The sequence below is a fragment of the Pseudomonas sp. SP16.1 genome (genome assembly GCF_052682975.1).
Map to the genome: position 1 here is coordinate 444,058 of NZ_JBQYFZ010000001.1, position 25,088 is coordinate 469,145.

Annotated in this window: 19 protein-coding genes and 1 pseudogene; 7 read left to right on the plus strand and 13 right to left on the minus strand. The window is 62.7% G+C overall.

The annotated features are described in order from the left end of the window. Positions 1-138: 138 nt before the first annotated feature. The 3 genes from ACUTAF_RS02360 to xseA all read right to left on the minus strand — a co-directional run bounded on the left by ACUTAF_RS02360 (position 139) and on the right by xseA (position 3,745). A complete protein-coding gene (locus ACUTAF_RS02360; protein ID WP_445578461.1) occupies positions 139-1,398 on the minus strand; it encodes a mechanosensitive ion channel family protein in 1,260 nt (419 codons plus the stop codon). Positions 1,399-1,490: 92 nt separating this feature from the next. Beyond that, complete coding sequence (locus ACUTAF_RS02365; protein ID WP_445578462.1) at positions 1,491-2,312, minus strand: peptidoglycan DD-metalloendopeptidase family protein; 822 nt, start codon at positions 2,310-2,312, stop codon at positions 1,491-1,493. A 53-nt stretch (positions 2,313-2,365) separates the two neighbouring features. Then, positions 2,366-3,745, minus strand: coding sequence for an exodeoxyribonuclease VII large subunit (gene xseA, locus ACUTAF_RS02370; RefSeq protein ID WP_445578463.1), 1,380 nt, complete (start codon positions 3,743-3,745; stop codon positions 2,366-2,368). Positions 3,746-3,840: 95 nt separating this feature from the next. On the opposite strand from xseA, the gene ACUTAF_RS02375 reads away from it, so the two are divergent. Further along, positions 3,841-4,398, plus strand: coding sequence for a sugar ABC transporter ATPase (locus ACUTAF_RS02375; protein WP_445578464.1), 558 nt, complete (start codon positions 3,841-3,843; stop codon positions 4,396-4,398). Positions 4,399-4,409: 11 nt separating this feature from the next. On the opposite strand, the gene ACUTAF_RS02380 is transcribed toward ACUTAF_RS02375, so the two are convergent. Beyond that, positions 4,410-6,527, minus strand: coding sequence for a TonB-dependent siderophore receptor (locus tag ACUTAF_RS02380; protein ID WP_445578465.1), 2,118 nt, complete (start codon positions 6,525-6,527; stop codon positions 4,410-4,412). Positions 6,528-6,694: 167 nt separating this feature from the next. Here ACUTAF_RS02380 and guaB point away from each other — a divergent pair, with 167 nt between their 5' ends. The 5 genes from guaB (at position 6,695) to ACUTAF_RS02405 (ending at position 12,240) form a co-directional block, all read left to right on the plus strand. After that, a complete protein-coding gene (gene guaB / locus ACUTAF_RS02385) occupies positions 6,695-8,164 on the plus strand; it encodes an IMP dehydrogenase (protein WP_445578466.1) in 1,470 nt (489 codons plus the stop codon). A gap of 75 nt (positions 8,165-8,239) precedes the next feature. After that, on the plus strand, positions 8,240-9,817 hold the full coding sequence (guaA, locus tag ACUTAF_RS02390) for a glutamine-hydrolyzing GMP synthase (protein ID WP_445578467.1): 1,578 nt from the start codon (positions 8,240-8,242) through the stop codon (positions 9,815-9,817). Positions 9,818-10,118: 301 nt separating this feature from the next. Further along, positions 10,119-11,375 carry a tyrosine-type recombinase/integrase gene (locus ACUTAF_RS02395; protein ID WP_445578468.1) on the plus strand — a complete coding sequence of 419 codons (1,257 nt, stop codon included), beginning with the start codon at positions 10,119-10,121 and terminating at the stop codon, positions 11,373-11,375. A gap of 60 nt (positions 11,376-11,435) precedes the next feature. Next, positions 11,436-11,711 (plus strand): hypothetical protein, encoded by a 276-nt coding sequence (locus ACUTAF_RS02400; protein WP_445578469.1) that lies wholly within the window; start codon positions 11,436-11,438, stop codon positions 11,709-11,711. Between the two features lie 4 nt (positions 11,712-11,715). Then, positions 11,716-12,240 carry a helix-turn-helix transcriptional regulator gene (locus ACUTAF_RS02405; RefSeq protein ID WP_445578470.1) on the plus strand — a complete coding sequence of 175 codons (525 nt, stop codon included), beginning with the start codon at positions 11,716-11,718 and terminating at the stop codon, positions 12,238-12,240. A 14-nt stretch (positions 12,241-12,254) separates the two neighbouring features. Here ACUTAF_RS02405 and ACUTAF_RS02410 read toward each other — a convergent pair whose 3' ends face one another. From ACUTAF_RS02410 to parA, 9 genes and pseudogenes are all read right to left on the minus strand, one after another. Next, positions 12,255-12,638, minus strand: coding sequence for a helix-turn-helix transcriptional regulator (locus ACUTAF_RS02410; RefSeq protein ID WP_445578471.1), 384 nt, complete (start codon positions 12,636-12,638; stop codon positions 12,255-12,257). Between the two features lie 83 nt (positions 12,639-12,721). Continuing rightward, entirely contained in the window at positions 12,722-12,853 is a 132-nt protein-coding gene (locus ACUTAF_RS02415; RefSeq protein ID WP_445578472.1) for a hypothetical protein, read from the minus strand. Further along, complete coding sequence (locus tag ACUTAF_RS02420) at positions 12,846-14,051, minus strand: DUF6708 domain-containing protein (RefSeq protein ID WP_445578473.1); 1,206 nt, start codon at positions 14,049-14,051, stop codon at positions 12,846-12,848. Before ACUTAF_RS02420 ends, ACUTAF_RS02415 begins: the two co-directional genes overlap by 8 nt. Next, entirely contained in the window at positions 14,044-17,475 is a 3,432-nt protein-coding gene (locus tag ACUTAF_RS02425) for a toxin VasX (protein WP_445578474.1), read from the minus strand. Before ACUTAF_RS02425 ends, ACUTAF_RS02420 begins: the two co-directional genes overlap by 8 nt. Further along, complete coding sequence (locus ACUTAF_RS02430; protein WP_445578475.1) at positions 17,475-18,362, minus strand: DUF4123 domain-containing protein; 888 nt, start codon at positions 18,360-18,362, stop codon at positions 17,475-17,477. Before ACUTAF_RS02430 ends, ACUTAF_RS02425 begins: the two co-directional genes overlap by 1 nt. Next, positions 18,349-20,394, minus strand: a complete 2,046-nt coding sequence (locus tag ACUTAF_RS02435) for a type VI secretion system Vgr family protein (protein WP_445578476.1) — start codon at positions 20,392-20,394, stop codon at positions 18,349-18,351. The genes ACUTAF_RS02430 and ACUTAF_RS02435 overlap by 14 nt, the downstream gene beginning before the upstream one ends. 188 nt (positions 20,395-20,582) lie before the next feature. Continuing rightward, positions 20,583-21,101, minus strand: coding sequence for an Hcp family type VI secretion system effector (locus tag ACUTAF_RS02440; RefSeq protein ID WP_003241180.1), 519 nt, complete (start codon positions 21,099-21,101; stop codon positions 20,583-20,585). Positions 21,102-22,277: 1,176 nt separating this feature from the next. Beyond that, a complete protein-coding gene (locus ACUTAF_RS02445; protein ID WP_445582388.1) occupies positions 22,278-22,484 on the minus strand; it encodes a hypothetical protein in 207 nt (68 codons plus the stop codon). Beyond that, positions 22,481-23,118: pseudogene (parA, locus tag ACUTAF_RS02450) on the minus strand (ParA family partition ATPase). The gene ACUTAF_RS02445 and the pseudogene parA overlap by 4 nt, the downstream one beginning before the upstream one ends. Before the next feature lie 161 nt (positions 23,119-23,279). On the opposite strand from parA, the gene ACUTAF_RS02455 reads away from it, so the two are divergent. Next, positions 23,280-24,839 (plus strand): IS1182 family transposase, encoded by a 1,560-nt coding sequence (locus ACUTAF_RS02455; RefSeq protein WP_445578477.1) that lies wholly within the window; start codon positions 23,280-23,282, stop codon positions 24,837-24,839. Positions 24,840-25,088 lie beyond the last annotated feature (249 nt).

Genomic DNA, 25,088 nt, shown 5'->3' on the forward strand with positions numbered 1-25,088 from the left:
ACTGCTCTGTAGCGCGCCCCTATGGGCGCGCTGGCGCTCGACATAGGCCAGGTGGACATCGAACACCTGAGACCACTCGGCGCTTTCGCCGGGCGGTACCTCGGAGTCACCCGCTGCAGCGGCGCGACGTCCGGCTACTCAAGGCAGTTCCGGCTCGAGGCGGCGAACGCTTGTCGCGTGCTCTCTCAGCGCGCGGAAGTCCGCCCCGCTGGGGTTCTGGAACACGCGCAGGTCGAAGGCCGGCAGGATGGCCAGCAGGTGATCGAAGATGTCGGCCTGGATGCCCTCGTAAACCAGCCAGGTGGTGGTATTGGTGAAGCAGTAGATCTCCAGCGGCAGGCCTGCGGCGGTCGGTTGCAACTGGCGCGTCATCAGGGTCATCTGCTGGTGGATGCCGGGATGCTGGCGCAGGTAGCGCTCGACGTAGGCGCGAAAGGTGCCGAGGTTGGTCAGCCGGCGTGTGTTGCGCGGATCGTTGCGGCCGCTGTTGCTGGCCAGCAGTTCGGCCTGTTTCTGCTCCAGGTAGTCGCTCAGCAGATCGAAACCGCGCAGTTCGTCCTGCTGTTCGGCGTTGAGGAAGTGCACGCTGTTCTGGTCCAGGTAGAGACAGCGCTTGATCCGTCGGCCGCCGCTTTCCTCCATGCCGCGCCAGTTCTTGAAGGCATCGGTGATGAAGCGCTTGGTCGGGATGGTACTGATGGTCTTGTCCCAGTTCTGCACCTTGACCGTGTGCAGGGCGATATCGATGACGTCGCCGTCGGCATTGAGCTGCGGCATCTCCACCCAGTCGCCGACGCGGATGATGTCGTTGGAACTGATCTGCACGCTGGCCACCAGCGACAGCAGGGTGTCCTGGAAGATCAGCAGGAGGACGGCGGCCATGGCGCCCAGCCCGGACAGCAGGATCAGCGGCGAGCGGTCGATCAGGCTGGCGACGATGAGGATGGTGGCGATGGCGAAAACGGCGATCTTCACCACCTGCAGATAGCCCTTGATCGGCCGCATATGGGCATCGCGGCGCAGCTGGTAAAGGGTGTTGATGATGTCCAGCAGCGCGCTCAGGGCCAGCGCCAGGGTCAGCACGATGAAGGCCGAGGCGACATTGACCACCACGACGACCACGGATGGCGGCAGGTTCGGCAGCAGGTGCACGCCGCTGATCAGGATCAATGCCGGCACCACATGGGACAGGCGCTTGATCAAGCCACTGTCATGGATATTGCTGGTGCGCCCCAGTTGGGTGGCGCCCATGGCCCTGTTCAGGCCGCGTACCAGGATACGCTTGACCAGCCAGTTGGCCGTCCAGGCAACGAGCAACAGCAGGCAGAGCGCGAGGACGGTGTGCAGTTGCGGATGGCGACTCAGCCAGTCCAGGGCTTGTTGCAGTTGGGCGGGCATGACGGGGCCTCATGATGCTGCGGATCAAGCTGCAGGACCTTAGCAAAGCCCGCGCTTGAGCCCAACCTGCAACTGTAAGCCCGGTTGTCCGCTCAGGGCTTGAAGGCGCCGATGAAGATCGCCGGATCGACCCGCGCGTCGTTGAGGCTGACGTTCCAGTGCAGGTGTGGCCCGGTGGCGCGGCCGGTGGCGCCGACCTTGCCGATAGGGCCGCCGCGAGGAATCTCCTCGCCGAGCTTCACGTCGATCGCCGACAAATGGCAGAACATGCTGATCAGGCCCTGGCCGTGGTCGAGGAACACCGTCTTGCCGTTGAAGAAGTAGTCGCCGATCAGGATTACCTCACCGGCGGCCGGCGCCTTGATCGGCGTGCCGCGGTTGGCGGCGAAGTCCAGGCCCGAGTGCGGGTTGCGTTCCTCGCCGTTGAAGAAGCGGCGCAGGCCGAAGGGGCTGGACAGCGGGCCGGCCACCGGTCGGTCGAACAGCAGGTTGCTCGGCTGGCGTGCGCTGAAGCGCTGGTAGGCGCGGGTCTGCTCGGCCAGTTCGCGCTCGATGCGCTTGAGGTTCTCGGCGTTGGGCGTGACCTGCTGCTGGTCCTTGATGCGAATGCGCTGCTCGGTGTAGTGCTTGGCGCCGACCTGGAAGCTGCGCTGCTGGCCGTCGACCTGCAACTGCTGGCTGCCGGGCTTCACCGTCAGCGGAATGCCGACGATGGCGATCCAGCGCCGGCCGTCCTCGCGGATGGTCAGCACCGGTTTGTCCTGATAGCGCACCTTGGGCACCTGCGTCGGATTGCCTAGGTCGAGCACGGCGACGCCACCGGGTACCGGCTTGTTCAGCAGGCGGGTGATAAAGCCTTCGGCCTGGGCGGGTAGGGCGAGGGCGGTCAACAACAGGAGGGCGATCAGGCGCATGCGGCTGTTCCTGGGGTGGATCGGCGCGCGTCGCTTATCCACCTGGCAAAAGGTCAATCGAGCAGCGACAGCGTCGCCGGTTGTATGTGGTTGTCTTCGACCCGCACATCCAGTTCGCCTTCGCCCAGGCGCGCCTTGAGCCGCTGGCCGGGCCGGGTCTGGGCGGCGCTGCGCACGGCCTGGCCGCGTTCGTCGAGGAGGATGCTGTAGCCGCGGCCGAGGGTGGCCAGCGGGCTGACGATCTGCAGTTGCGCGGCCAACGCGCCCAGTTGCTGGCGCTGGCTGCGCAGCTGGCCGTGCATGGCGCGCGGCAGGCGCGCGGCCAGGTCGTCCAGGCGCTGGCGCAGCAGCGCCAGGTTGCGCCCCGGATGCTGGGCGGCGAGCCGGGCATCGAGGCGCGCCAGGCGTTCACGCTGGTTGATGAGCTGTTGATTGAAGGCACGGCGCAGGCGCATATCCAGATCGTCCAGGCGCTGTGCCTGCTGGCGCAGGCGTTCGCCCGGGTGGCGCAGGCGCCGGCTCACGCCTTCCAGGCGCAGCCGCTCGCGGGCCAGGCGCCCCTGCATGTGCAGCACCAGGCGCCGTTGCAGGTTGCGCAGGCGCTGCACCAGCTCGCTGCTGTCCGGCGCCAGCAGCTCGGCGGCGGCCGACGGCGTCGGTGCGCGGACGTCGGCGACGAAGTCGGCGATGGAAACGTCCGTCTCATGGCCCACCGCACTGACGATGGGCGTCACGCAGGCGGCCACGGCGCGGGCCACGGCTTCCTCGTTGAAGCACCACAGGTCTTCCAGCGAGCCGCCGCCGCGGGCCAGGATCAGCGCGTCGAAGCCGCGGGCATCGGCCAGCTGCAGGGCGCGGACGATCTGCGTCGTCGCCTCGCGCCCCTGCACCGCGGTGGGAATCAGGGTCAGCTGCACCTGCGGCGCGCGGCGGCGGAACACGCTGATGATGTCGCGAATCACCGCACCGGTCGGCGAGGTGACGATGCCGATACGCTTGGGATGGGCGGGCAGGGCGAGCTTGCGTTCGGTGGAGAACAGTCCCTCGGCGCCGAGTTTCTCCTTCAGCGCTTCGAAGGCCAGGCGCAGGGCGCCGTCGCCGGCCGGCTCGACGGCATCGAGAATCAGCTGGTAGTCGCCGCGGCCCTCGAACAGCGAGACCTTGCCGCGCACCTTCACCGCCAGGCCGTCGCGCAGCGCCTGGCGTACCCGTGCGGCGTTCTGCCGGAACAGCGCGCAGCGCACCTGGGCCTGGCTATCCTTGAGGGTGAAGTAGATGTGCCCGGACGCCGGCCGCGCCAGGTTAGAGATTTCCCCCTCGACCCAGATGCTGGCGAACACGTCCTCCAGCAGCAGGCGGGCGCGATTGTTCAGTTGGCTGACGCTGAGCACCTCGCGGTCGAGGTTCAGGCGGGCAAAGGGATCGTTGATCATGGGGCGGCATGATAAAGGCTTTGCCGCGCCGGCCATAGTTGACCCGTGCGTTGCCGCCGCTAAGCTGCGCGACTTTTCTTCGTATGGAGCACGCCATGGGCGAGAACCAGGCCATCATCGTGCCGCAGATCTCCAGCCTGCCGGGCAACGAGGCGCAGGCGGCGCGTCTGCTGCGCTGGCTGGCGCAGCGCGAGATCGTCCAGGCGTACGTCAGCACCTGCGGACGCAGCGGCAATCGCATGGCCTTCGCCATCGCCGCGGGGGCGCGACGGGTGGTCGAGCGCCCGGAGCTGCTGCCGTTCGGCCGGCCGATCAACGGCCTGGAGTTGGTCACCAAACGCTGCATCTATACCCCGACCCAGGGTTTTCGCGAAGAAACCGGCTGCCCCGAGTGCCGCCAGGAGATCGGCCCGCCGTTGTTCGACAGCCTGGAGCGCTGGTGGCCGGGCGAGACCGACAATTTCGTCTGCCCCGAATGCGGCTTCGAGGACGACATCAACGGCTTCCTGTTCCTGCAGCCCTGCGGCTTCTCCGACCTGGGCCTGGTGTTCAACAACTGGGCGCAGGCCGGCTTTCGCCAGACTTTCCTCGACGAGCTGGCCGAGCGCATCGGCTTCGCCGTGCGCCTGGTGGTCGTCGAGGACCCGGCCTGAGCCCGTGCCCCTCAGAACTCGACGCTGGCCGACAGCCGTGCGCTGCGCGGCGCACCGACGCTGACATTGAGCGGGCTGCCGGTGGTCGAAGGGTAGTAGTGCTTGTCGAACAGGTTGTCGACATTCAGCTGCAGCGAGGTCTTGCGCCCCAGTAGCGGGTAGTCCCAGCGCACGAAGGCGTCGGCCACCGTATAACCGCTCAGGCGGAAGCTGTCGGCGTTATCGGCGGTGCGCTCGCCGACGTGGCGGGCGCCGCCGCCGATGCGCCAGGTGCCCAGTTCGCTAGGCGCCGCCAGCTCATGGGTCAGGTACAGGCTGCCGCTGTGGCGCGGCGCCTGGGCCAGGCGATTGCCCTCGTTGGCCGGGTCGTCGAGGATTTCCGTGTCGGTGTAGGCGTAGGTGGCGATCAGCTCCCAGCGCTCGGCGATCCGTCCGCTCAGGTCCAGCTCCACTCCGCGCGAGCCGACCTTGCCGGCGGCTTCCATGTCGTCGCCGGAACCGACCACCACGTTTCCCTTGACGATGTCGAACAGCGCCAGGTTGAGATTCAGGCCGGGGGCGAGGTCGTACTTGGCGCCCAGCTCGTAGCTGCGGCCCTCTTCCGGATCGAAGGTCTGTCCGGCATCGCTGACGCTGGTGTTGGGCACGAACGAGCGGCTGTAGTTGCCGTACAGCGACAGAGGGTCGCTGACCTTGTACACCAGGCCGGCGAAGGGGATCAGGGTCTGGTCGTTGCGGTCGTACAGCGTCTTGCGGCTCGCCCCCAGGCCCTGGGCGATGTACTGGTCATAGTGCTGGTAGCGGCCACCGAGCACCAGGATCCAGCGCTCGTCCAGGTGCCAGTTGTCCTTGAAATAGACCGAGGTCGAGGTCAGTTCGTTGCGCCGGTTGCTCTGCGTGGCGCTGATCACGCTCGGCTCGGCCAGCCCGCCGTAGACCGGGTGGTAGATGTCGATATCGCCGCGCATGCCGGCGGTGTTGCGGTAGGTCTTGCCGCGATACTGGTCGTTGAGTTCGTGATCGACGCCGAGCAGCAGTTCGTGGCGCTGGCCGAACAACATCTGCTGGCCGAGCAGATCCAGGCTGGAGTAACGCGTTTCGTCGTCGTAGTGGGCGCCGTTGCCCACTCGGCGAAAGGCGCCGGTGCTCGCATCCAGCGAAACCGGCTGGGCGATGGAGAGGCCGTAGGTGTCATTGTTCCAGCCATGGGTCAGGCGGCTCTTCCAGTCATCGTTCAGCTGGTACTCGAATACCGCGCGGGCGCTTTCAGCGATGCCGCGGGTCTCCGCCCAGTGCTCGTCCAGGCGCCTGGCGTAATCGACGCTGGCCGGATGGCCGCCGATGAATACCGTGCCGCGGTCGAAGGGCGCGGCGTAGTCGTTGTACTCGTAAGCCAGGGTCAGGCTGGCGCGCTCGCCGGTCCAGCTCAGCGACGGCGCGAGCAGCACCTGCTCGCTGCTGCCGTAGTTGCGCCAGTAGTCCTCGTGCTGGCGCTCGGCGATCAGCCGGTAGGCCAGGCCGCTGTCGGCCAGCGGGCCGGTCGCGTCGAGGCTCAGCGTACCGCCGCCTTCGCTGTAGGCCGAGCCGCTCACGACCGTGCGCTGCCGGTATTGCGGCAGCTTGCTGATGACATTGATCAGTCCGCCAGGCTCCATCGCGCCGTAAAGCAGGGCGGCCGGGCCCTTGAGCACCTCGACCCGCTCGCTGCTGGCGGTGAAGTTACGAGACAGGTTCGAGCGGATGCCGTCGCGCAGGATCGAGCCATCGGAGTTGGTGCCGAAGCCGCGCTTGATGAAGGCGTCCTTGGTGCCGCCGAGGCTGTTGCTCTGGCTGACGCCGCTGACGAACCTCATGGCGTCGTCCAGCGACTGGACCTGGTAATCCTCGAGGGTCTGCGGGGTCACCACCTGCAGCGACTGCGCCTCGTCCTTGATGTCCACCGACGACTTGCTCGCCGTGCTGGCGCGTTTGGCCCGGTAGCCATCTGCTTCGGCAGCGCTGGCGCCTACGACCTCCTGGCTGGGCAGTTGCAGTTCGTTGGCCAGGCCGTGGCTGGCGGGGATCAGGGTGAGGGCGAGCAGGCCGGCGCGCCAGTGCGGCGGGGCGGAAGCGGGGCGGTAGAAGGGCATTTGGCACTCGCGTGCGGATGTTTATGAGAATCGTTATTGTATGCGCGCCCTGTACCTGCCGACCAGTCGGTCGTTTTGCCGCAGCACCTGTCACACTTTGCATTGAGCGGGCGGGGGTGGCTGGGTATAATGCCGCGCTTCTTATTTTTCCCGCCCGGGAGCCCGCCATGCTGCGCATCAGCCAAGAAGCACTGACCTTCGACGACGTTCTGCTCATCCCCGGTTATTCCGAGGTGCTGCCCAAGGACGTCAGCCTCAAGACCCGCCTGACCCGCGGCATCGAACTGAATATCCCGCTGCTGTCCGCCGCCATGGACACCGTCACCGAGGCACGCCTGGCCATCGCCATGGCCCAGGAAGGCGGCATCGGCATCATCCACAAGAACATGACCATCGAGCAGCAGGCTGCCGAGGTGCGCAAGGTCAAGAAGTTCGAGGCCGGCGTGGTCAAGGACCCGATCACCATCGAGGCCGAGGCCACCGTGCGCGATCTGTTCGAGCTGACCCGGCAGAACAACATCTCCGGTGTGCCGGTGCTGAGCAATGGCGATCTGGTGGGCATCGTCACCTCCCGCGACGTGCGCTTCGAGAATCGCCTGGACGCCCTGGTGCGTGACGTGATGACGCCGAAGGAGCGCCTGGTCACCGTCAAGGAAGGCGCCGACAAGGAAACCGTGCGCGAGCTGCTGCACAAGCACCGCATCGAGAAGGTGCTGATCGTCGACGACGCCTTCACCCTCAAGGGCATGATGACCGTCAAGGACATCGAGAAGGCCAAGGCCTACCCGCTGGCCAGCAAGGACGACCAGGGCCGCCTGCGCGTCGGCGCCGCCGTCGGCACTGGTGCCGATACCGGCGACCGCGTCGCCGCGCTGGCCAATGCCGGCGTCGACGTGATCATCGTCGACACCGCCCACGGCCACTCCAGGGGCGTGATCGACCGCGTGCGCTGGGTGAAGGAGAACTTCCCCGAGGTGCAGGTGATCGGCGGCAATATCGCCACCGGCGACGCCGCCAAGGCGCTGGTCGAAGCCGGCGCCGACGGCGTCAAGGTCGGCATCGGTCCGGGCTCGATCTGCACCACCCGTATCGTCGCCGGCGTCGGCGTGCCGCAGATCAGCGCCGTGGCCAACGTCGCCGCGGCCCTGGCCGGCAGCGGCGTGCCGCTGATCGCCGACGGCGGCATCCGCTTCTCCGGCGACCTGTCCAAGGCCATCGTCGCCGGTGCCTCCGCGGTGATGATCGGCTCCATGCTGGCCGGTACCGAAGAGGCGCCGGGCGAGGTCGAGCTGTTCCAGGGGCGTTCCTACAAGGCCTACCGCGGCATGGGCTCGCTGGGCGCGATGGCCCAGGCGCAGGGCTCCTCCGACCGCTACTTCCAGGATTCGTCGGCCGGCGCCGAGAAGCTGGTGCCGGAAGGCATCGAAGGCCGCGTGCCATACAAGGGCGCGATGGCCGCCATCGTCCACCAGCTGATGGGCGGCCTGCGTGCCTCCATGGGCTATACCGGCTGCGCCACCATCGAAGAGATGCGCACCAAGCCGGAGTTCGTGCGCATCACCGGCGCCGGCATGGCCGAGTCGCACGTGCACGACGTGCAGATCACCAAGGAAGCCCCGAACTATCGCGTGGGCTGAGGTCCATTGCATTGACTGGATACGGGGCTGGCTTAACAGCCCCGTGTCATTTGTGAATACCTACGAGAGACGGCCATGGCCCACGACATTCACGCCCACCGCATCCTGATTCTGGACTTCGGTTCCCAGTACACCCAACTGATCGCCCGCCGCGTGCGCGAGATCGGCGTCTATTGCGAGCTGCACCCCTGGGACATGAGCGACGAGGACATCCGCGCCTTCGCCCCGCGCGGCATCATCCTCGCCGGCGGCCCGGAGTCGGTGCACGAGGCCGATAGCCCGCGCGCGCGCCAGGCCGTGTTCGACCTCGGCGTACCGCTGCTGGGCATCTGCTACGGCATGCAGACCATGGCCGAGCAGCTCGGCGGCAAGGTGCAGGGCTCGGATCTGCGCGAATTCGGCTACGCCCGCGTCGACGTGGTCGGCAAGAGCCGCCTGCTCGACGGCATCGAGGATCATGTGGACGCCGACGGCGTGTTCGGCCTCGACGTGTGGATGAGCCATGGCGACAAGGTCACCGAGATCCCCGCCGGCTTCCATATCCTGGCCAGCACCCCGAGCTGCCCGATCGCCGCGATGGCCGACGACGGCCGCGGCTACTACGGCGTGCAGTTTCACCCCGAGGTGACCCACACCAAGCAGGGCGGGCGCATCCTGTCGCGCTTCATCCTCGAGATCTGCGGCTGCGAGGCGCTGTGGACGCCGTCGAACATCGTCGAGGACGCCATCGCCCAGGTGCGCGCCCAGGTCGGCGACGCCAACGTGCTGCTGGGGCTGTCCGGCGGCGTGGATTCCTCGGTGGTCGCGGCCCTGCTGCACAAGGCCATCGGCGATCAGCTGACCTGCGTGTTCGTCGACAACGGCCTGCTGCGCCTGCACGAGGGCGACCAGGTGATGGCCATGTTCGCCGAGAACATGGGCGTCAAGGTGATCCGCGCCAACGCCGAGGAGCAGTTCCTCTCCAACCTGGCCGGCGAGGCCGACCCGGAGAAGAAGCGCAAGATCATCGGCCGCACCTTCATCGACGTGTTCGATGCCGAGGCCAGCAAGCTGGACAACATCCAGTTCCTCGCCCAGGGTACCATCTACCCTGACGTGATCGAGTCGGCCGGTGCCAAGACCGGCAAGGCCCACGTGATCAAGAGCCACCACAACGTCGGCGGCCTGCCGGAGGAGATGAACCTCAAGCTGGTCGAGCCGCTGCGCGAGCTGTTCAAGGACGAGGTGCGCAAGATCGGCCTGGAGCTGGGCCTGCCCTACGACATGGTCTACCGCCACCCCTTCCCGGGCCCGGGCCTGGGTGTGCGCATCCTCGGCGAAGTAAAGAAGGAATACGCCGACCTGTTGCGCCGTGCCGACCATATCTTCATCGAGGAGCTGCGCAACTTCGACTGGTACCACAAGACCAGCCAGGCGTTCGTAGTGTTCCAGCCGGTGAAATCGGTCGGCGTGGTCGGCGACGGCCGTCGCTACGCCTGGGTCGTCGCCCTGCGCGCGGTGGAAACCATCGACTTCATGACCGCGCGCTGGGCTCATCTCCCGTATGAGCTGCTGGAGAAGGTCTCCAACCGCATCATCAACGAGATCGAAGGCATCTCCCGGGTCACCTACGACGTGTCGAGCAAGCCGCCGGCGACCATCGAGTGGGAGTGAAGTCGGGTCCTTCCGGGCTCATTGAGATGTATCGATAGCCAATTGTAACGTGTTGATTTAAAAGAAAATTAGTTGCAATGGTTATCGAGGCCTATCGTCGATTAGCAGAACGAATTGGCGGTAGCGGTGACGGTAGTAAACAGCGGTCGGATTGAGACCGTTCTGTTTACTATCCGGTCAAAACCGGTCTTTGACGGTAAATCGCTCCTTGGGAAAGCTTGCCCCGTGCGGCTTTCCCGGCATCAACAGGTCTCCTGACCCTTGACGGTAAAAGCCGTCATGAACAGGAGTAAAAACCTCGATGCTTACTGATACCAAACTGCGCAATCTCAAGCCCAAGTCCAAGCTGTACAAGGCTTCCGACCGCGATGGTATGTACGTGACGGTATCGCCTACCGGTACCGTCACCTTTCGCTACGACTACCGTCTCAATGGACGCAGAGAAACGCTGACCATCGGACGCTATGGTCCGACTGGCATATCCCTGGCCATGGCTCGCGAGAAGCTGCTCGATGCCAAGCGCATGGTCGCCCTGGGCAAGTCTCCCTCCCTGGAAAAGCAGCGCGCGAAGCGGCGCCTGAACGCAGCCAAGAATTTCGGTGAAACGCTGACTAAGTGGTTGGCCGGTGCGCGCATGGCCGACAGCACGCGTGCGATGCGCAAAAGCATCATCGACCGCGACATCCTGCCGGTCTTCGACAATCGGTTGCTGACCGAAATCACCCCTGACGATCTGCGAGCTCTGTGTGCCAAGGTGAAGGCTCGAGGGGCACCGGCAACTGCGGTCCATATTCGCGACATCGTGAAACAGGTCTATGCGTTCGCGATCCTGCATGGCGAGAAGGTCGAGAATCCGGCTGACGACGTTAAATCGTCTTCCATCGCCACTTTCGTGCCGAAGGACCGGGCGCTGAGCCCGACCGAAATTCGGCTGGCCTTCCATCAACTGGAGACTATCGCCGCGTATCCCACGATCAAGCTGGCTTTGCGGCTGGTGCTGCTGACCTTGGTACGCAAGAGCGAGCTGATCGAGGCGACCTGGGATGAGGTGGACTTCGAGAACGCCACCTGGACGATCTCCAAGGAGCGGATGAAGGGGCGTAACCCGCACGTTGTCTACCTGTCGCGCCAGGCCTTGGACATCTTCGTGGCCCTGCACACCTGTGCGGCCGGTTCCCGGTATGTGTTGCCCTCGCGCTATGACATCTACCGCTGCATGTCGCACGCCACCCTGAATCGCATCACCCAGCTCATCGCCGCCCGTGCGAAGGAAGCAGGTCTGCCGTTGGAGCCGTTCACCGTCCACGACCTACGCAGGACCGGTTCCACGCTGCTCAACGAGGTGGGCTTCAACGGCGACTGGATCGAGAAATGCCTGGCGCACGAGGATGGTCGCTCCTCGCGCTCGGTCTACAACAAGGCCGAGTACGCGGAGCAGCGCCGGCACATGCTGCAGGAGTGGGCGGACATGATCGACGCTTGGATCGATGGCCGCGCTCATGTTCCCCAACTGCTGCCGGACAGCGTCGTAGTGCCGGTTTTGAGTGCCACGGTTTAAGGAAAGTGAAAAGTTGTCAGTTGACAACCTTGCCGGTCATGCGAATACTGGAGATCACTGATGACCCGTCCTTCTCACTCGAAGAAAGAGGTCGAAGAAGCACTCAGGCATGCCGAAGAGCAGGGCTGGCGCATAGAGCTGGGTGGTAGCCACGCTTGGGGACGAATCTACTGTCCCTACAACGATGAAGAATGTCGCTGCGGCGAATTCTGCATCACCAGCGTGTGGAGCACACCGAAGAACCCTGGCAACCATGCGCGTGCCCTTCGGCGTGTCGTCGACAACTGCACCACGCACCGTAAGCAGCGGCAGACCACCGAGGGTGCAGAGGAGTAGCGCTATGGAATACATCTTCACACTGAAATACCAACTGGCCGACGATGACCGTGACCCGGAAGCGTTGGTCGAGCGCCTCGGCGAGGCCGGCTGCGACGATGCCTTGATCGGCATTGGCCAGCCAGGTCGTCTGGCGCTGGAGTTCACCCGTGAAGCGGAGAGCGCTGAGGCGGCTGTGCGCAGTGCCCTTGCCGACGTGCGCAGTGCCGTACCGTCGGCCAGGCTGATCGAGGTGGCACCGGATCTGGTCGGTCTCACCGATGTGGCGGAGATCGTCGGCGTGTCGCGCCAGAACATGCGCAAACTGATGTTGGCTTATCCGAGCAGCTTCCCTACGCCGGTGCATGAGGGCAGTGCATCGATCTGGCACCTAGCGGACGTGCTGACCTGGCTGCAGGCCAAAGGCAGCTATCTGCTGCCTGGCGGTGTCTTGGACGTGGCTCAGGTGGCCCTGCAGGTCAATCTAGCCAAGGAAGAACGACGGCTAACGCGTCCCGCCTCCAAGGAGCTGCAGGCCCTTGTCGGATGATGACGGCGCCGACATCATGCTTGGTTTGAGCCCGCCCGGACAGGGCGGGTTTTCCTCAGGTAGACATCCGGCTTGCTGATATTGACCCGAGGCGCCTGCTTGCGCTCCTCGATCCAGGCTTCTACCTCGGCCAGGTCCCAGACCACGCAACGTGGTGTCAGGTTGAAGCGCCTGGGGAACTCGCCACGACGCTCCATTTCGTAGATCGTTGATTCAGCCAGGGGGACGATCTGTCTCAGCTCATGCTTGCGAATTGTTCGCCGGAAGGGCAGAGGATTGCCCTTGGGGAACTGCGGAAGCGACTCGTAGGCTTCCGTACCCGGTAAGGGAAGGGACTGGTCAGAGTCTGTATCGAGAACCTCGGTAGTACGCGAAGAAGTATCCATCTCTATCTCCATGATTACGCTCCATGGGGAGATGGTGGAGGCGGGCATTTATCGCAGCAACATGCTGTGGCGTACTCCAGGGCATGCGTATGTTTTTACTTAATGGGATCGCTGCTGGGTGCCAGATACAGGGTTTCAAAGCCCAGTTGCTGTTCGCTGCCGCCTGCTCTGGGCAGGCGTTCGTACTTGTCCTCAGCCATCATGTAGACGCTCGGCACTTTAGTCATTTGGAAAACTAGAATCCGACAGCGATATCAGTGGGTCGGTAGAGGGCTCATCGTTGCCGTTCTGGTCACGTTTGTTCGGGGAGAGCTGTTGACGCTTTGCCCTGGCCTCGGCAGCCGCACGGCTGCGGGCTCTCTTGCCCTTGCCTTTGGTTTTTACTGGTGCGGCATCTGCCGGGCTCTGGAACGCCGCCAACGGACTCTTGAAATACTCGGGGAAGCTCAAGCCTGTGGCTAACGCCGCTTCGATCTCGGTGCTTTGGGTCAGCAGTTCGGCACTGGGCTTGGCCCATTGTTCGGGCGGTAATGGTTTGGACCATTCACGCACGGTTTGGGGAAAGCCGGCCTTGGGCAGGCGCTCGAACCATTCGCCGATATGGCAGGGAAGGGTCCAGCCGGTGAAGAGCTGCAACAGCCACCAGCCGCTGTAGCTGATAAAGCCATGGCACTCCTTGTAGGTGTCGCGCGCGAAGTAGAAGTATTCCAGCGTGCCTTCTTCATGTTCCCGTGGTGGTGCTGGAGGCAATGCGGCAGGGCCTTGCTCCATATAAACGCGCAGTGCTTCCCACTCGCTGACGGCGAGCATCAGGCTGGCATGAGCGTGTGTGACCCAGTGCATCTGCTCGTTGGTCGTGTCATGGAAACCCAGGCGCAAACTGAACTGTTGGGTGGCCGAATACTGGGTAATGACCTGCTCGACGGCCACGCAGGCAATCACTTCTTCCCAGGGGATGAAGACTGGCTTGCCCTTGGCGGGCGCATAGCAGACTTCGCGGCGTTGGCGGTTGAAGCGGATGGGGGGAGTGCGCGTTTCTTTATAGGCCGCGTAGGCGATGATGCTGCCAAACATGGCAAAAAAAAACGATAGGGTTAGTAACGAGTAAGCCAGATACTGCCCTGCATAGTTCCAGAAGCGCGAGCTTACTCCAACTTGCAACCATGCTCCGAATAGGGCGCTGAATATGAGAATTAACGAGAACAGGATCAATGTTCCGATTGTTACCCTGGCAGCAAATTCTCTGGTTCCGCCGCCCATTGCAAAGTCCAGATAGCAGTCATTGACCTCACGGTGCATCTGCTGGGCGCTAAAAGGCGCCTGGCCAGTTGGTAAAGGCTTGGGCGCCAGATACAGGGTTTCAAAACCCAGTTGCTGTTCGCTGTCGCCTGCTCTGGGCAGGCGTTCGTACTTGTCCTCAGCCATGTAGATACTCCGGGGTAATGGGCGTCCAGCTCAATCGGGTAGCGCTGGGCGCCGGGCTGGGATGCGTGGCGGTGATGGGTTTGCTGCGCATGGCGATGTCCAGCGGGACGCGGTAATGCAGGTAGCCGGTGGCTGCATCGAGCGGTTGACTGGCCATTTCCGGCTGATAGGCCAGGCGCAGTCGCACCAGGCTTTGCCCATCCAGCCAGTCTTCCGGCAGGCGCAGGTCCAGTGCCAGCGGCTCGGTTGCCGCCAGGCGGATACCGTCTCGCAGTTGCACGCCAGCATCCTCGGCGGGGGCATTGCCTTGTTGCAGTTCGACTGCCCAATGCAGCGGGTGGTTCTGCAAGCTGGCCAGACGACTGCCTGGCAAGCTCAGGCGCAGGGTACGCCAGCTATCGCCCGTGCTGGCATCCTTGATCATGCCCAGGTCTTGTATCACTGGTTGCAACGTGGCTTCGGCCAGTAACTGGTAATGGCGCTCAAGGTCCCACTGCGGGCTCTCCTTCACTCCCCAGCAACAGTGCAACATCCAGCGTTGCAGGGCGTCGAGGTGGTGATAGTTGTAGACCGTCTCACCTACGATCTGTAAAGCAGTAGCCGCTAACCCCCAGGGGCTCAAGCGTGCCATGTACGTCATGAAGCGCGGGCCGCGCGTGGCCCAGGCCGCAGCGCGGGCGGCTTTGTAGGTCATGCCTGGCGTTTGCCGCATGATGCCCGTGGCTTCCTGGCGCAGCAGCCAGAGGTCTTTCAGGCCGCGTGCGGTCTGCAGGCCACTGGTGGTCGTCACGCCGATGTCGCCGTAGAACGCCATCACCGCTCCTGTACGCTCCCCGGCAGTGCCCGTGCGAAATGCCTCGTTCCATTTGCCCCAGTTATTCAGGGTGGTGCCCAGTGCGCCCAGTGCCGTAAGACCAACGATGGGCGTACCTAACGCCAGGCCGAGCTTGCCCAAACGGACGGCAAACAAGGCTCCCGAACGGGTCTGGCTACCGGTATTGAGCCCCTTGAGTACCTCGTTGATCATGACGATATGGGCGCTCTGGTAAATAGATAGACCGGCAGACATTGCTCCAGATATTGCACCCGACAGAACTAACCATTCTTTTAAAGAGGCCGGGCCAGAGATTTCCTTAAATGTCTCGACTGCCGCCATCGCATTCCTAACCTGCATATACAGCAACAAGCTTGGCAGCCAGGCACTTTTGAACGCCGCCTTGTAGGTGCCCTGAGTGGCATAGCCGCCGAGCTGGCCACTGCGCATAAGGCGGATTTCATTCTCCAGCAATTGCTGCTGGCTGGTGTCCAGCCCGCGAATGCGCGGGCCAGTACGGCCGCTTTGCAGCGTGCTGGTTGGACTAATACCTTGTTCCAGCTGCGCCAACAGCGCGTTACGCTCAGCAGCTAGCGCTTGAAGCTGTTGATTGTATAGCCGCTTTTGCGCCTTGGAACGTTCGCGCTCAGCAGCGGTGCGCGTACGTTTTCGGCTATCGCGTTGCGCCTGGTCGCGCTGCCTGACCAGCTCGTCTTCGCTATCGAGCAAGGCAATGAAACGCTGCATATCACCTTTGTAGCGCTGGAACTGCTCGTCGGTGGGATCGTCCAGCCAGGCGCCTTGCTGCCTTAGCGCCAGCAAATGGCCGAGGCGCTGACCCCTGTTGCTGCGGTTGTCCAACTCGTCGAGCAGATCCTGCATTTGCCCATGCTGCTGCTTGGCGTTCTGTAGCCATTTGTCACTGCGAGAAGACAGCGCGGGAATGTAGGTGGTGCTTACCAGCAAGCTGAGTTGTTGCGCCTGCGGAGCCAGATTCAGGCTTTTCGTCCAATGCACGCCCAGAATTTCATCGATATCGTCCTGGCGCTGCAAGGCATTGGCCAGGCTCTTCTGGTAGCCCTTGACCTTCTCCAGCCATTTGATCAGCTTCTGGGCCTGCTTTGCCAGAAAAGCACTGGTCAACTGCGTCTGGAATGCCGGCAGTACGTAATAGGGGTAGGTATGGAAATACTCACCCACCGCGACCAGGCTTTCCTCGGTACGGCAGATGTCGCGCGTGCAGTTCTGCTCCACCGCCAAGGCTTCGCGCAGCTGATCGGGCTGATCGAAATCGTAGTACCAGGCACTCAGGTGGAATTCCTGACTGGTGAACAGCTTGACGCGATCTTCGGTGATCAGGTCCAGGCGGGCCAGCCAGCGCTTCATATGGCTGCGCTCTTCGGCCAGGTATTGTTTCATTTCTTCATGGCGAACCAGATCGTGCAGCCCACGGGCCCCCAGCCCCTGACCTTCCAAGGTGGCATGGCTCTGGCCTTCGAGGTTCTCGATATCGTCTGCGAGTTCTTCGTACAGTTCTTCGCCTAGCGCGTCGATCATGACGCGTTTCTTGGTCGCAACGTTATTGCGCGCGGCCAATACGTTGGGTGTGTATCCGCGGCCGGGATAGTGGGCCTTCTCTGGATTTTTGCGCAGCTCCCAGGTCAGCTCGTTACGTGCATTGACGTAGTCGTAGACTTTCTCGCGTTGATCCGGGGTGGTTTTATCGAAGAATTGGCTGCTGACTCCCGCCTGCTTGGCAGTGCTCTCACTTACCACCATCAGGGTTTCGATGTAGCTGCCGATGACGTACTTGAGCTCCTGGCGCTGCTGGCCGCTCCACTCTTCGAGCCAGTTGACGACCGTGTCCTGCTCTTCAGCCAGGTCGCGCATGACGCCTATGCTGTCTTTGAACACCAGAAAAAAATGGTCATTTTCGTACGCCGGGCTTAGCGATTTCTTCAACGCCCCCAGCTGCGCGGCTTGGAAGAGCGGGGCGTACTCCCAGCAATAGTCTTGGGTTTCCTGCGGATTAGCGCCGGCTGGGACTGCTGTACTGCCTGGAGGCTCGGCAATTTCAGCAAGCCACTTTTCGGTCTGGGTATCCGTCAGCAGATGAGCACCGCCGTTGGCACAGTCTGCACTTGCGAGATCGATTCGCTGCATGAACAGGTCCCGATCTTCACGACTTTTGATCATTTGCGAGCATTTGAACGCTGACCACTGCGCTTCTGAAAAACTGACATGCAGTGTGCTGTTACGCGGGAAAACCAAATAAGGCTCAGCGATCGTGCCGCTGCGTTGACCCTGAGCCGCTTCCTTGCCCTTCCAGACGAATTTGCTCACGACGCCTTTTTCGACACGGTACTCGTGCAGGTAGCCGGTTTCGTTGTCGATCACGTACAACCAGCCATCACGAATCAGCCGAATACCCAGCGGTCGCGATTTGAGTCGATATGGCAGGCTCAGGGCCGCCGACGGGTCGAGACGCTCGACCAGGCCATAACGCAGGGGCAATAGCTGCACCTTGTTCTTCATCAACGGGCAGGCGCCGATGGGGCTTTTGGCGTCGCTCTTGGCCTTGTCGGCCTGGTTGGGGTTCTTTGCAGTCATCAGGAAGTCCTTTCCGCTGACGAGGCGCGGGCATAGGCCAGGTCCGCTGCCTGTTCGATACGTTGGGTGGGTGTGAGTGATGAAGGGTGGTTCACCAGTGTGGCGATGTCCGGGTGCCTATCCAGGGCGTCGGCGCCGAGCAGGCCGAAGATATTGGCGTAGAGGGTGATGTCGTATTCACTGCTGAACCCCAGGCTATAGGCACGTTCCGCCAGGGCGCGCACATGCTGCCAACGCTGGCTTGGGTTCAGTGTGGATTGGTAATGGGGGAAATAGTCGCGCATGTGCGCGTCGAGACTGATCAGAATGCTGCGAAAAGCCACGTCACCTAGGCTGTCCAATTGCTTATCGGACAGTTGATAGGGGCGATCCTGTTGGGTGATGAACGTTGAACTGGGGCGTTGATGCCGATGCCAGGCGTTTTCGATGCGATCGGCGGCGGCGATCTGCTCGATCGGGCCAAACAATGTTGCGTCGTCATCTTGCGTGGCTTGCTTCAGTAGCGCATGCATGACGGCTGGATCGGCCAAGCGCAGCAGCACCTTTTCCCCCGACGGATGACTGACGCAGACCAACCAGCGCAGGTGCTTGAGTAGAGCCTCCCGACTGGCATGGCTGAACAACAGGTAGCCCCATTCGTCGTGGGAGTTTTGTACAAAGGCTGCCAGCGCTGTGTCGTGCTGCCCATCAATGCGCACCAGGCAGGGCGACACATCACTCAACTCAGCCCAAGGCGTTTCCAGATAGAGCACGTCGAAGTCCGGCGATTCGGCCCATTCGTAAAGCCGCTTGGGCAGTGTTTCTACGCTGATGCCATCCAGCAGCAGATATGCCGGTATGTCCCAAGGCAAGTCCTGGGGCAGATGATGTAGATCAGGAGTCGGCACGGGCGGCCTCCTGCTTGGCTGCTTCGCAGATCGCGCAGAGTGGTTGCTTACGCATTAGTGCTTGTTTTTGCGCCTGAATCAGCAACTCACCCGCCTTGTCGGCATCTGCCGGCTTCGCCGCGCCCGGCAACACTGGCGCCGCCCCCGAACCACTGCCCGGCGCGCCGCCGGAGTTGATCTTGATCACCGGCCCCACCAGGGTCACGCCGCCGCCATCGAGTTTGATGAAGCTGCCGCCGCCCTTGAGGGTCAGTTCGCTGCCGGCTTCGAGCACGACCTTGAGGCCGCTGGATAGATGAATCTCGCTGCCGGCCTGGATAAATTGGCCGTTGCCGAGCTTGATGTGCTGGCTGTCGCCAACGGTGAGGTGGTCGTTGGCCTTGATCTCGGTCTTGCGGTCGGCGTGGGTGGTGCGGTGTTCTTCGGCCTTGAAGTGGCTGTAGGCATTGGCCTCGACCGTGTCGTGGCGTTCATTGCCGACGCGGATCTTCTGGTCGTGCTCGATGTTTTCGTCCCAGTCGCGCTGGGCGTGGACGTAGATTTGCTCGGCGCCCTTACGATCCTCGATGCGCAGTTCGTTGTAGCCGCCACCGCCGGGGCTGCTCAGGGTCTTGAAGACGCTGCGAGTCTTGTTCGCCGGCAGGTCGTAGGGCACGACGTGTTCGGCGTGATAGAGGCAGCCGGTCAGCAGTGGCTGGTCGGGGTCGCCTTCGAGGAAGGTGATCAACACTTCCATGCCGATGCGCGGGATGGTGATGGCGCCGTAGCGATCACCGGCCCAGCTGGAGCTGACGCGTAGCCAGCAGCTGGTTTTCTCGTCAGCCTGACCTTCGCGATCCCAGAAGAATTGCACCTTCACCCGGCCATATTCGTCGCAGTGGATTTCCTCGCCGGCCGGGCCGGTGACCACGGCGCTCTGGCTGCCGAGGATGCGCGGTTTGGGGTGCTTTAGTGGCGGGCGATAAGGCACGTCCCACGGCGTGGCGGTAAAGCGGTTGCGGTAGCCCTGAGTAAAACCGTCGGCAGGCTGGGTGTCGCTGGTGACGGACTCTTCCAGCACCTGCGGCTGTTTGCCTTCGTGCTGCACTTCAGTAAGCAGCCAGAGCTGGTTCCACTCGCTGCGCGGGTGCTCGGTCAGGTCGAGGAAGTGGCCGCTGACCAGAGTCGGCGAGTCGCCGTCGCCCTCGGCCAGTTCGAAGTCGTGGCGGTGGCGTTCCAGCGCGCGTTTGGCCAGGTGCTTGCCACGCTCGCGGTCGGTGTAGCGGCCGGGGTAGTCGTAGTCTTCCAGCTTGGGCTGAGCATCGCCTTCGGCTTTGGCTTCCAGTTGCAGGCGCGGCTTCTCGAAGTCGTAGTCGCGGCGGGTGACCTGGCTGGTGCGGGTTTCCAGGCGGGCGCCGAAGTGCTTGATCACCGGGTCGTCGGCGACCAGGCCGGTATCCTGCTGGTAGGCCAGTGGCGCCAGGCGTGGGAACGGGGTCTGGTCGTCGCCGAAGGTGAGGATGTGGCCATCGGCGCTGTGCTGGAAGTGGTAGTGGATGCCTTCCTCTTCACACAGACGCTGGACGAAGTGCAGATCAGTCTCGTCGTACTGCACGCAATACTCGCGCTCGGGGTAGATCGAGCCGAGTTGGAATTGGTAGGCGTCGGCTTGGATGCCATGCTCTTCGAGCACCTGGCTGATGATCTTCTCCACCGTCAGGTGCTGGAAGATGCGCTGGTTGGTGCGGTGCGCCAGGTAGGCCAGTTCTGGCACCAGGGTCAGGCGGTAGCGGGTGATGCGCTGGCCGGATTCGCCCTGGGCGATACGGTGGATGATGCCGTGGATACCGGCGCCGTTCTGGTCGAAGGCGAGGAAGGCGCGCTGATGCAGCAGGCTTTCCAGGTCGAGGTCAGGCCGTTCGCTGATCAGTTCCACCGCGAAGGCGTAAGGCTGACTGATCGCCTCACGTCCGCTGAATTCGAGCACCTGCAGGTCGTGTTCGACGCCTTCGATGCTCAAGCTGAAATGGGTCTGGTTGGCCTGGGCGAACATTCGTTGTTCCTCTCGATCATTCCATGATGGGCGCGGGGCGCGCTCCAGGTTGTAACCGAATCGGCCGCGCCGTGCTGGCAACGGTCGAGGTTTTCGGCAACTGGCCGGCGCAAGCCATGCGCGGTTTGCCGAAACGCAACGGCCAGGACGATGCCTGGCCGCTGTGGTGACGCGGAGGCGATCCCGGCTTACGCGGAGATCGGGGTACGCCAGTCGTCGGAGCCGGAAGTACCGGAGACTTCGTGGGTCCAGACGATTTTGCGGTAGGTGAAGTAGACGTCTTCCAGGTGAGTGAAGTGCGCCATGTTCGGATCCTGGCAGTTCGGCATGCGCGACTGAACGTCGACGATCACGGCGTCTTCCAGCTCGATGGTGAAGTAGTGCTCCTGGGTACCGGTAGAGGAGGTGCGGTACCACTCCAGACGGCACTTGTTCAGACGCTCACCGGAGGTCAGGGCGTTGAAGATCAGCGGCGAGGACTTGTCGAAGACCTTGGTGATCATCAGCGGCTTGTGCACGCGCTGGCCGGTCGGTTGGCCGGACTGCGGGTCGCGCGGGATGATGACCTGGTGGTTGTAGGCTTGAACCAGAATCTGGTCTTCATGACCTTCCTGGAAAATGTTGCCGACCGAGTCCTCGGTGAAGGTGCCAGCGGTGATCAGACCTTGTTTGGTGCCTTCGAGGGACAGATACGCGGGTGTTGGCATGAGTGCTCTCCTTGCCTGGGTCATGGATCGTGATCGATCCGGGGGCCAGGCTTATAGCGAGCGGCGTGCCAGGTATTTAAATTACAATAGAATCAGTAGCTTGTCGTGACCAGGAAAGCGTGTATGGTCATATTGAGCGGCGTCGCACAGATTGTTGCGCAACAAATTGCGCACTGCTGTGCAAGTTTTTGCGCAAAGACCTATAGCCTAGAAAAGACGCCGCTTACAGGGATTTAAGTCGCTGAAAGTCACCGTACTGGTGAGCAAAAAGCTGCGCAGCTGGGGCAGCACATCCTGCTCGCAGCGCTATTGCTCAAGCAGCTCTCTAAGTGGATCGTAGTGCAGCGCATTAGGCACGCTACAGCGCCAGCGATGACGCTGCTATGGGGCATATACGGCACGCTGATGCGATCAATGGGTGCCGTCTCCAACCCCCGTGCAGACTGCTTTCCGGGCCAACGAAGTGCCGCCCCCTTTTATCTTGCCCTCCGCTTTTTCCGTGCCTTTGTACGCCTGAGCAGGCTAATCAGGTTGGGGGATACTAAGGACCTCGACGTCGCTGGGCGGCAGCCGAGGGCAGACGTATCTGCAGCTCCGCGCTGCTTGAATGCGCAGGCTGAGCATACGCTATCGACATCATGATCGACGCGATAATGGACAGCTCATCGACATGAGCCCGGTCAGAAGAGCTGCACCCGAACGATCATCCCTTCGACAGACACTGTGCCGAAGTAGCGACTGTTGAATCACTTCGGGTTTGTGCTGCTGAGCAGGAGCCGTTCCTCTCCAACTAGGCGCCGGCAGGAGTGCCAGGCTGGCAACGCGCGACCCTGTCGATCTCTGCGCAAGAGCCTGGCAACAAGGACGCCATTGATGCGTATCACCTCTGACGACCTTGTATGCACACGTGCTGCGGCACCATCGCCGCCACGGCCTTCAAAAGCGGTGTGTTCGCCAGCAGGTAGCCGTGCTGCGCAGCCATTGGTAGGTGAACCAGCATCAGATTGCCAAGCGCCAGTTAGTTGGCCGGCGAAGTGCGATACCAGCCGACGGGCACGCTGTCGGACGCGTTGTAGACCAACTGCGGTGGCGACGTTGTGAGCGCCGCCCAACCCAGGGCAAATATGCTGCCTGAGGTCAGTGTCAGCGGTCGCCATGCCTGATGAGTCCCCGGCGTCATGACGTGGCCTGCTGCTTCAGCACCTCGCGCAGCATCTCCGCCATTGTCACGCCGCGCTCGAAGGCCGCCAGCTTGACATGCGTATGCAGCGACGATGTCACGTTCAGCGTCAGCCGAGCGCTGTCGAGGGCGGCGCCCTGGTGTATCCAGGATTCGGCTTGTGGATCGGTCAGCGGACGTGCGCCGATGCGCTTGCCGCTTATGGCGACCACCTCAGCAACTCGTCGACCAGGCTGCTGACCTCGCGCGCAGCGGCGCTGTCCGGTGCCAGTTCGCGGGCCAGGCGACCGGCCGCCACACTCTCGGCGAAGACGATGCGCTGGCGTACTTCCGTCTGCAGTGCCGGCAGCGGTTGGTCGGCCAAGGCGCCGCGCGCTTCGTGGTCAATCACCTTGGTGCTGACGCGACGATTGATAGCGAACGCCGCGCGCAGTGTGGGCCTGAACACCTGCGCCTCGCGGATCAGGTTGACCATCTCCGCGCTGGCCCACAGGTGGTAGGGGCTTGGCTGCACCGGGATCAACACGCGATCTGCCGCCAGCAACGCTGAGCGGGCGAGGGCGGCGATGCGCGGTGGCCCGTCGATGATCACGTGATCGGCACGACGAGCCAGCTCCGGGGCTTCCTGGTGCAGTGTCTCACGCGTCAGGCCGACGGCGCTGAACAGCCTGGATAAGCCCTGCTGGCTGCGCAGTTGCGTCCAGTCTAGTGCCGAGCCCTGCGGGTCGGCATCGAGCAGGATGACGTTCTGTCCGCTCAGGGCCAGTTCGCCAGCGATATGGGTGGCCAGGGTGGTCTTGCTCACCCGCCATTCTGGTTGAGCAGAGCGACGATCATGGCCAGATTTCCCCGGCCAAACCGCCCAAATCAGCAGTTGTCCACAAACGGGCGCTGCCCCAATAACAAGTTAGAGCTTTTAAGTTGAGGCTGTAAAAAAACGTCGTCCACGGCCGTTCTCCAACGGTAAATTCAACAGGTCGATGCAACCGGGATTGCCCATGCCGCGCTACAAACCCCAAGAACGCAATGGCCTGTTTCTGCCGGTGGTGCTGTCCGAGCAGATCGTGCCAGGCAGCTTCGTTTTCGCCCTGGACTACCTGGTCGATCACGAATTGGATCTGAGTGAGTTGGATGCGCGGTTTCGCAATGGCGAAGTCGGCGCGAGTGCCTACGATCCGCGAGTGATGCTCAAGATTGTGCTGTTCGCCTACAGTCAGGGGCTGCTGTCCAGCCGCGCCATTGAACGTGCCTGCCTGCACAATGTGCAGTTCATCGCCTTGAGCGGATACAGCCAACCTAGCCATGCGCACATCGCCAAGTTCGTCAGCCAGTTGGGAGAACAGGTCAAGGCGCTGTTCGCCCAGGTACTGGTTACCTGCGATGCACAAGGCCTGATTGGTGGCGAGTTGTTTGCCATCGACGGCGTAAAGCTGCCGAGCAACGCCAGCAAGGAGTGCAGTGGCACGCACGAGGAGCTGCGCCAGCGCGCCATGCGGCTGGAGCGCGCTGCCGAACGGATCGTGTCGATGCACCAAGGGCAAGATCGTACCGGCGGTGACGGCAGCAACCTCGACGAACGTCGCCAGAAGCGCGTGGAGGCACTGCGGCGCGAGGTGGTCCGCACGCGCGAGTTTCTGAGCAAGGCACCAAAGCGCCTCAACAACCAGGGCCAGGAAATCAAGACCAATGTGACCGACCCGGACAGCGGCAAGATGGCCACCGGCAAGGGCGTGATCCAAGGCTACGCCGCACAGGCCGCCGTCGATGGCCAGCACCAGATTATTGTGGCCGCCGATGTTGTGGGTTCGGTGGCAGAGCACGGCATGCTGCTGCCGATGGTGGAGCAGGCCGAGGCTTATCGGCAAGATCACACGCTGATACTCGCCGATGCGGGCTACCACACCAAGGACAACGTCGAGCAATTGGAGGCGCGTGGCATTCCTGCGCTGATTGCCGACAAGCAGATGCGTAAGCGCGACGAGCGTTTGGTCAATCAGGATCGCTTCAAGCCCAAGGGCGACGTGCTCCACGACAAGACACCGAAGGCACGCAAGCCTACTGGCAAAGAGCGCTTCCGACCGCGTGATTTCGAGTTTCTCGATGATGGTACCTGTCTCTGCCCGGCGGGTAAGACCCTGGTGAGCAACGGCAGTACTTACTTGGTGGACAAGGGGTTGCACCGCCGGGACTACAAGGCGAGCCCCGATGACTGTGGGCCTTGTGAGCTGCGCGCCAAATGCTTGCGCTATCCGGATCGGACGTCTGCGCGCAGCGTCTACCTGTTCGGTGGGCGCAGTCCCGACTGGGTTGAGCCCAAGGAGGTCGTCGAACGTGACGATGCGATCACGCGCATGCGTACAGCCATCGACTCGCCAGAGGGTCGTAGGCGCTATGGATGTCGCATCGGCACGGTTGAGCCGGTGTTCGGCAATCTGCGGCACAACAAGCGGCTGGCACGCTTCAATCTGCGTGGACGTAGCAAGGTCAACACGCAGTGGCACCTGTACTGCATGGTGCACAACATCGAGAAGTTGGCAGGCAGCGGATGGCGTGCATGAGGGGCTGCAGCAGCTCCATTGCATACGCATCGTGCCCAAGTTGGGGCCGGTGTTCGCGACGGCAGCCAATTGAGACTCAAGTGGTGCGTTCGTAGCACGTGCGCTGTGAATCCACAGGAATGGCGCCTTTAAAGTTAGTTTTTTTACAACCTCGTTAGTTAAGTTAAGGGAGGCCGGAAGCCACGCCAGCCGTGGCCTGTAGAGAAGTTTGTGCGCCTGATAGCACGAGAGTGATGCGCCTGATAGCAC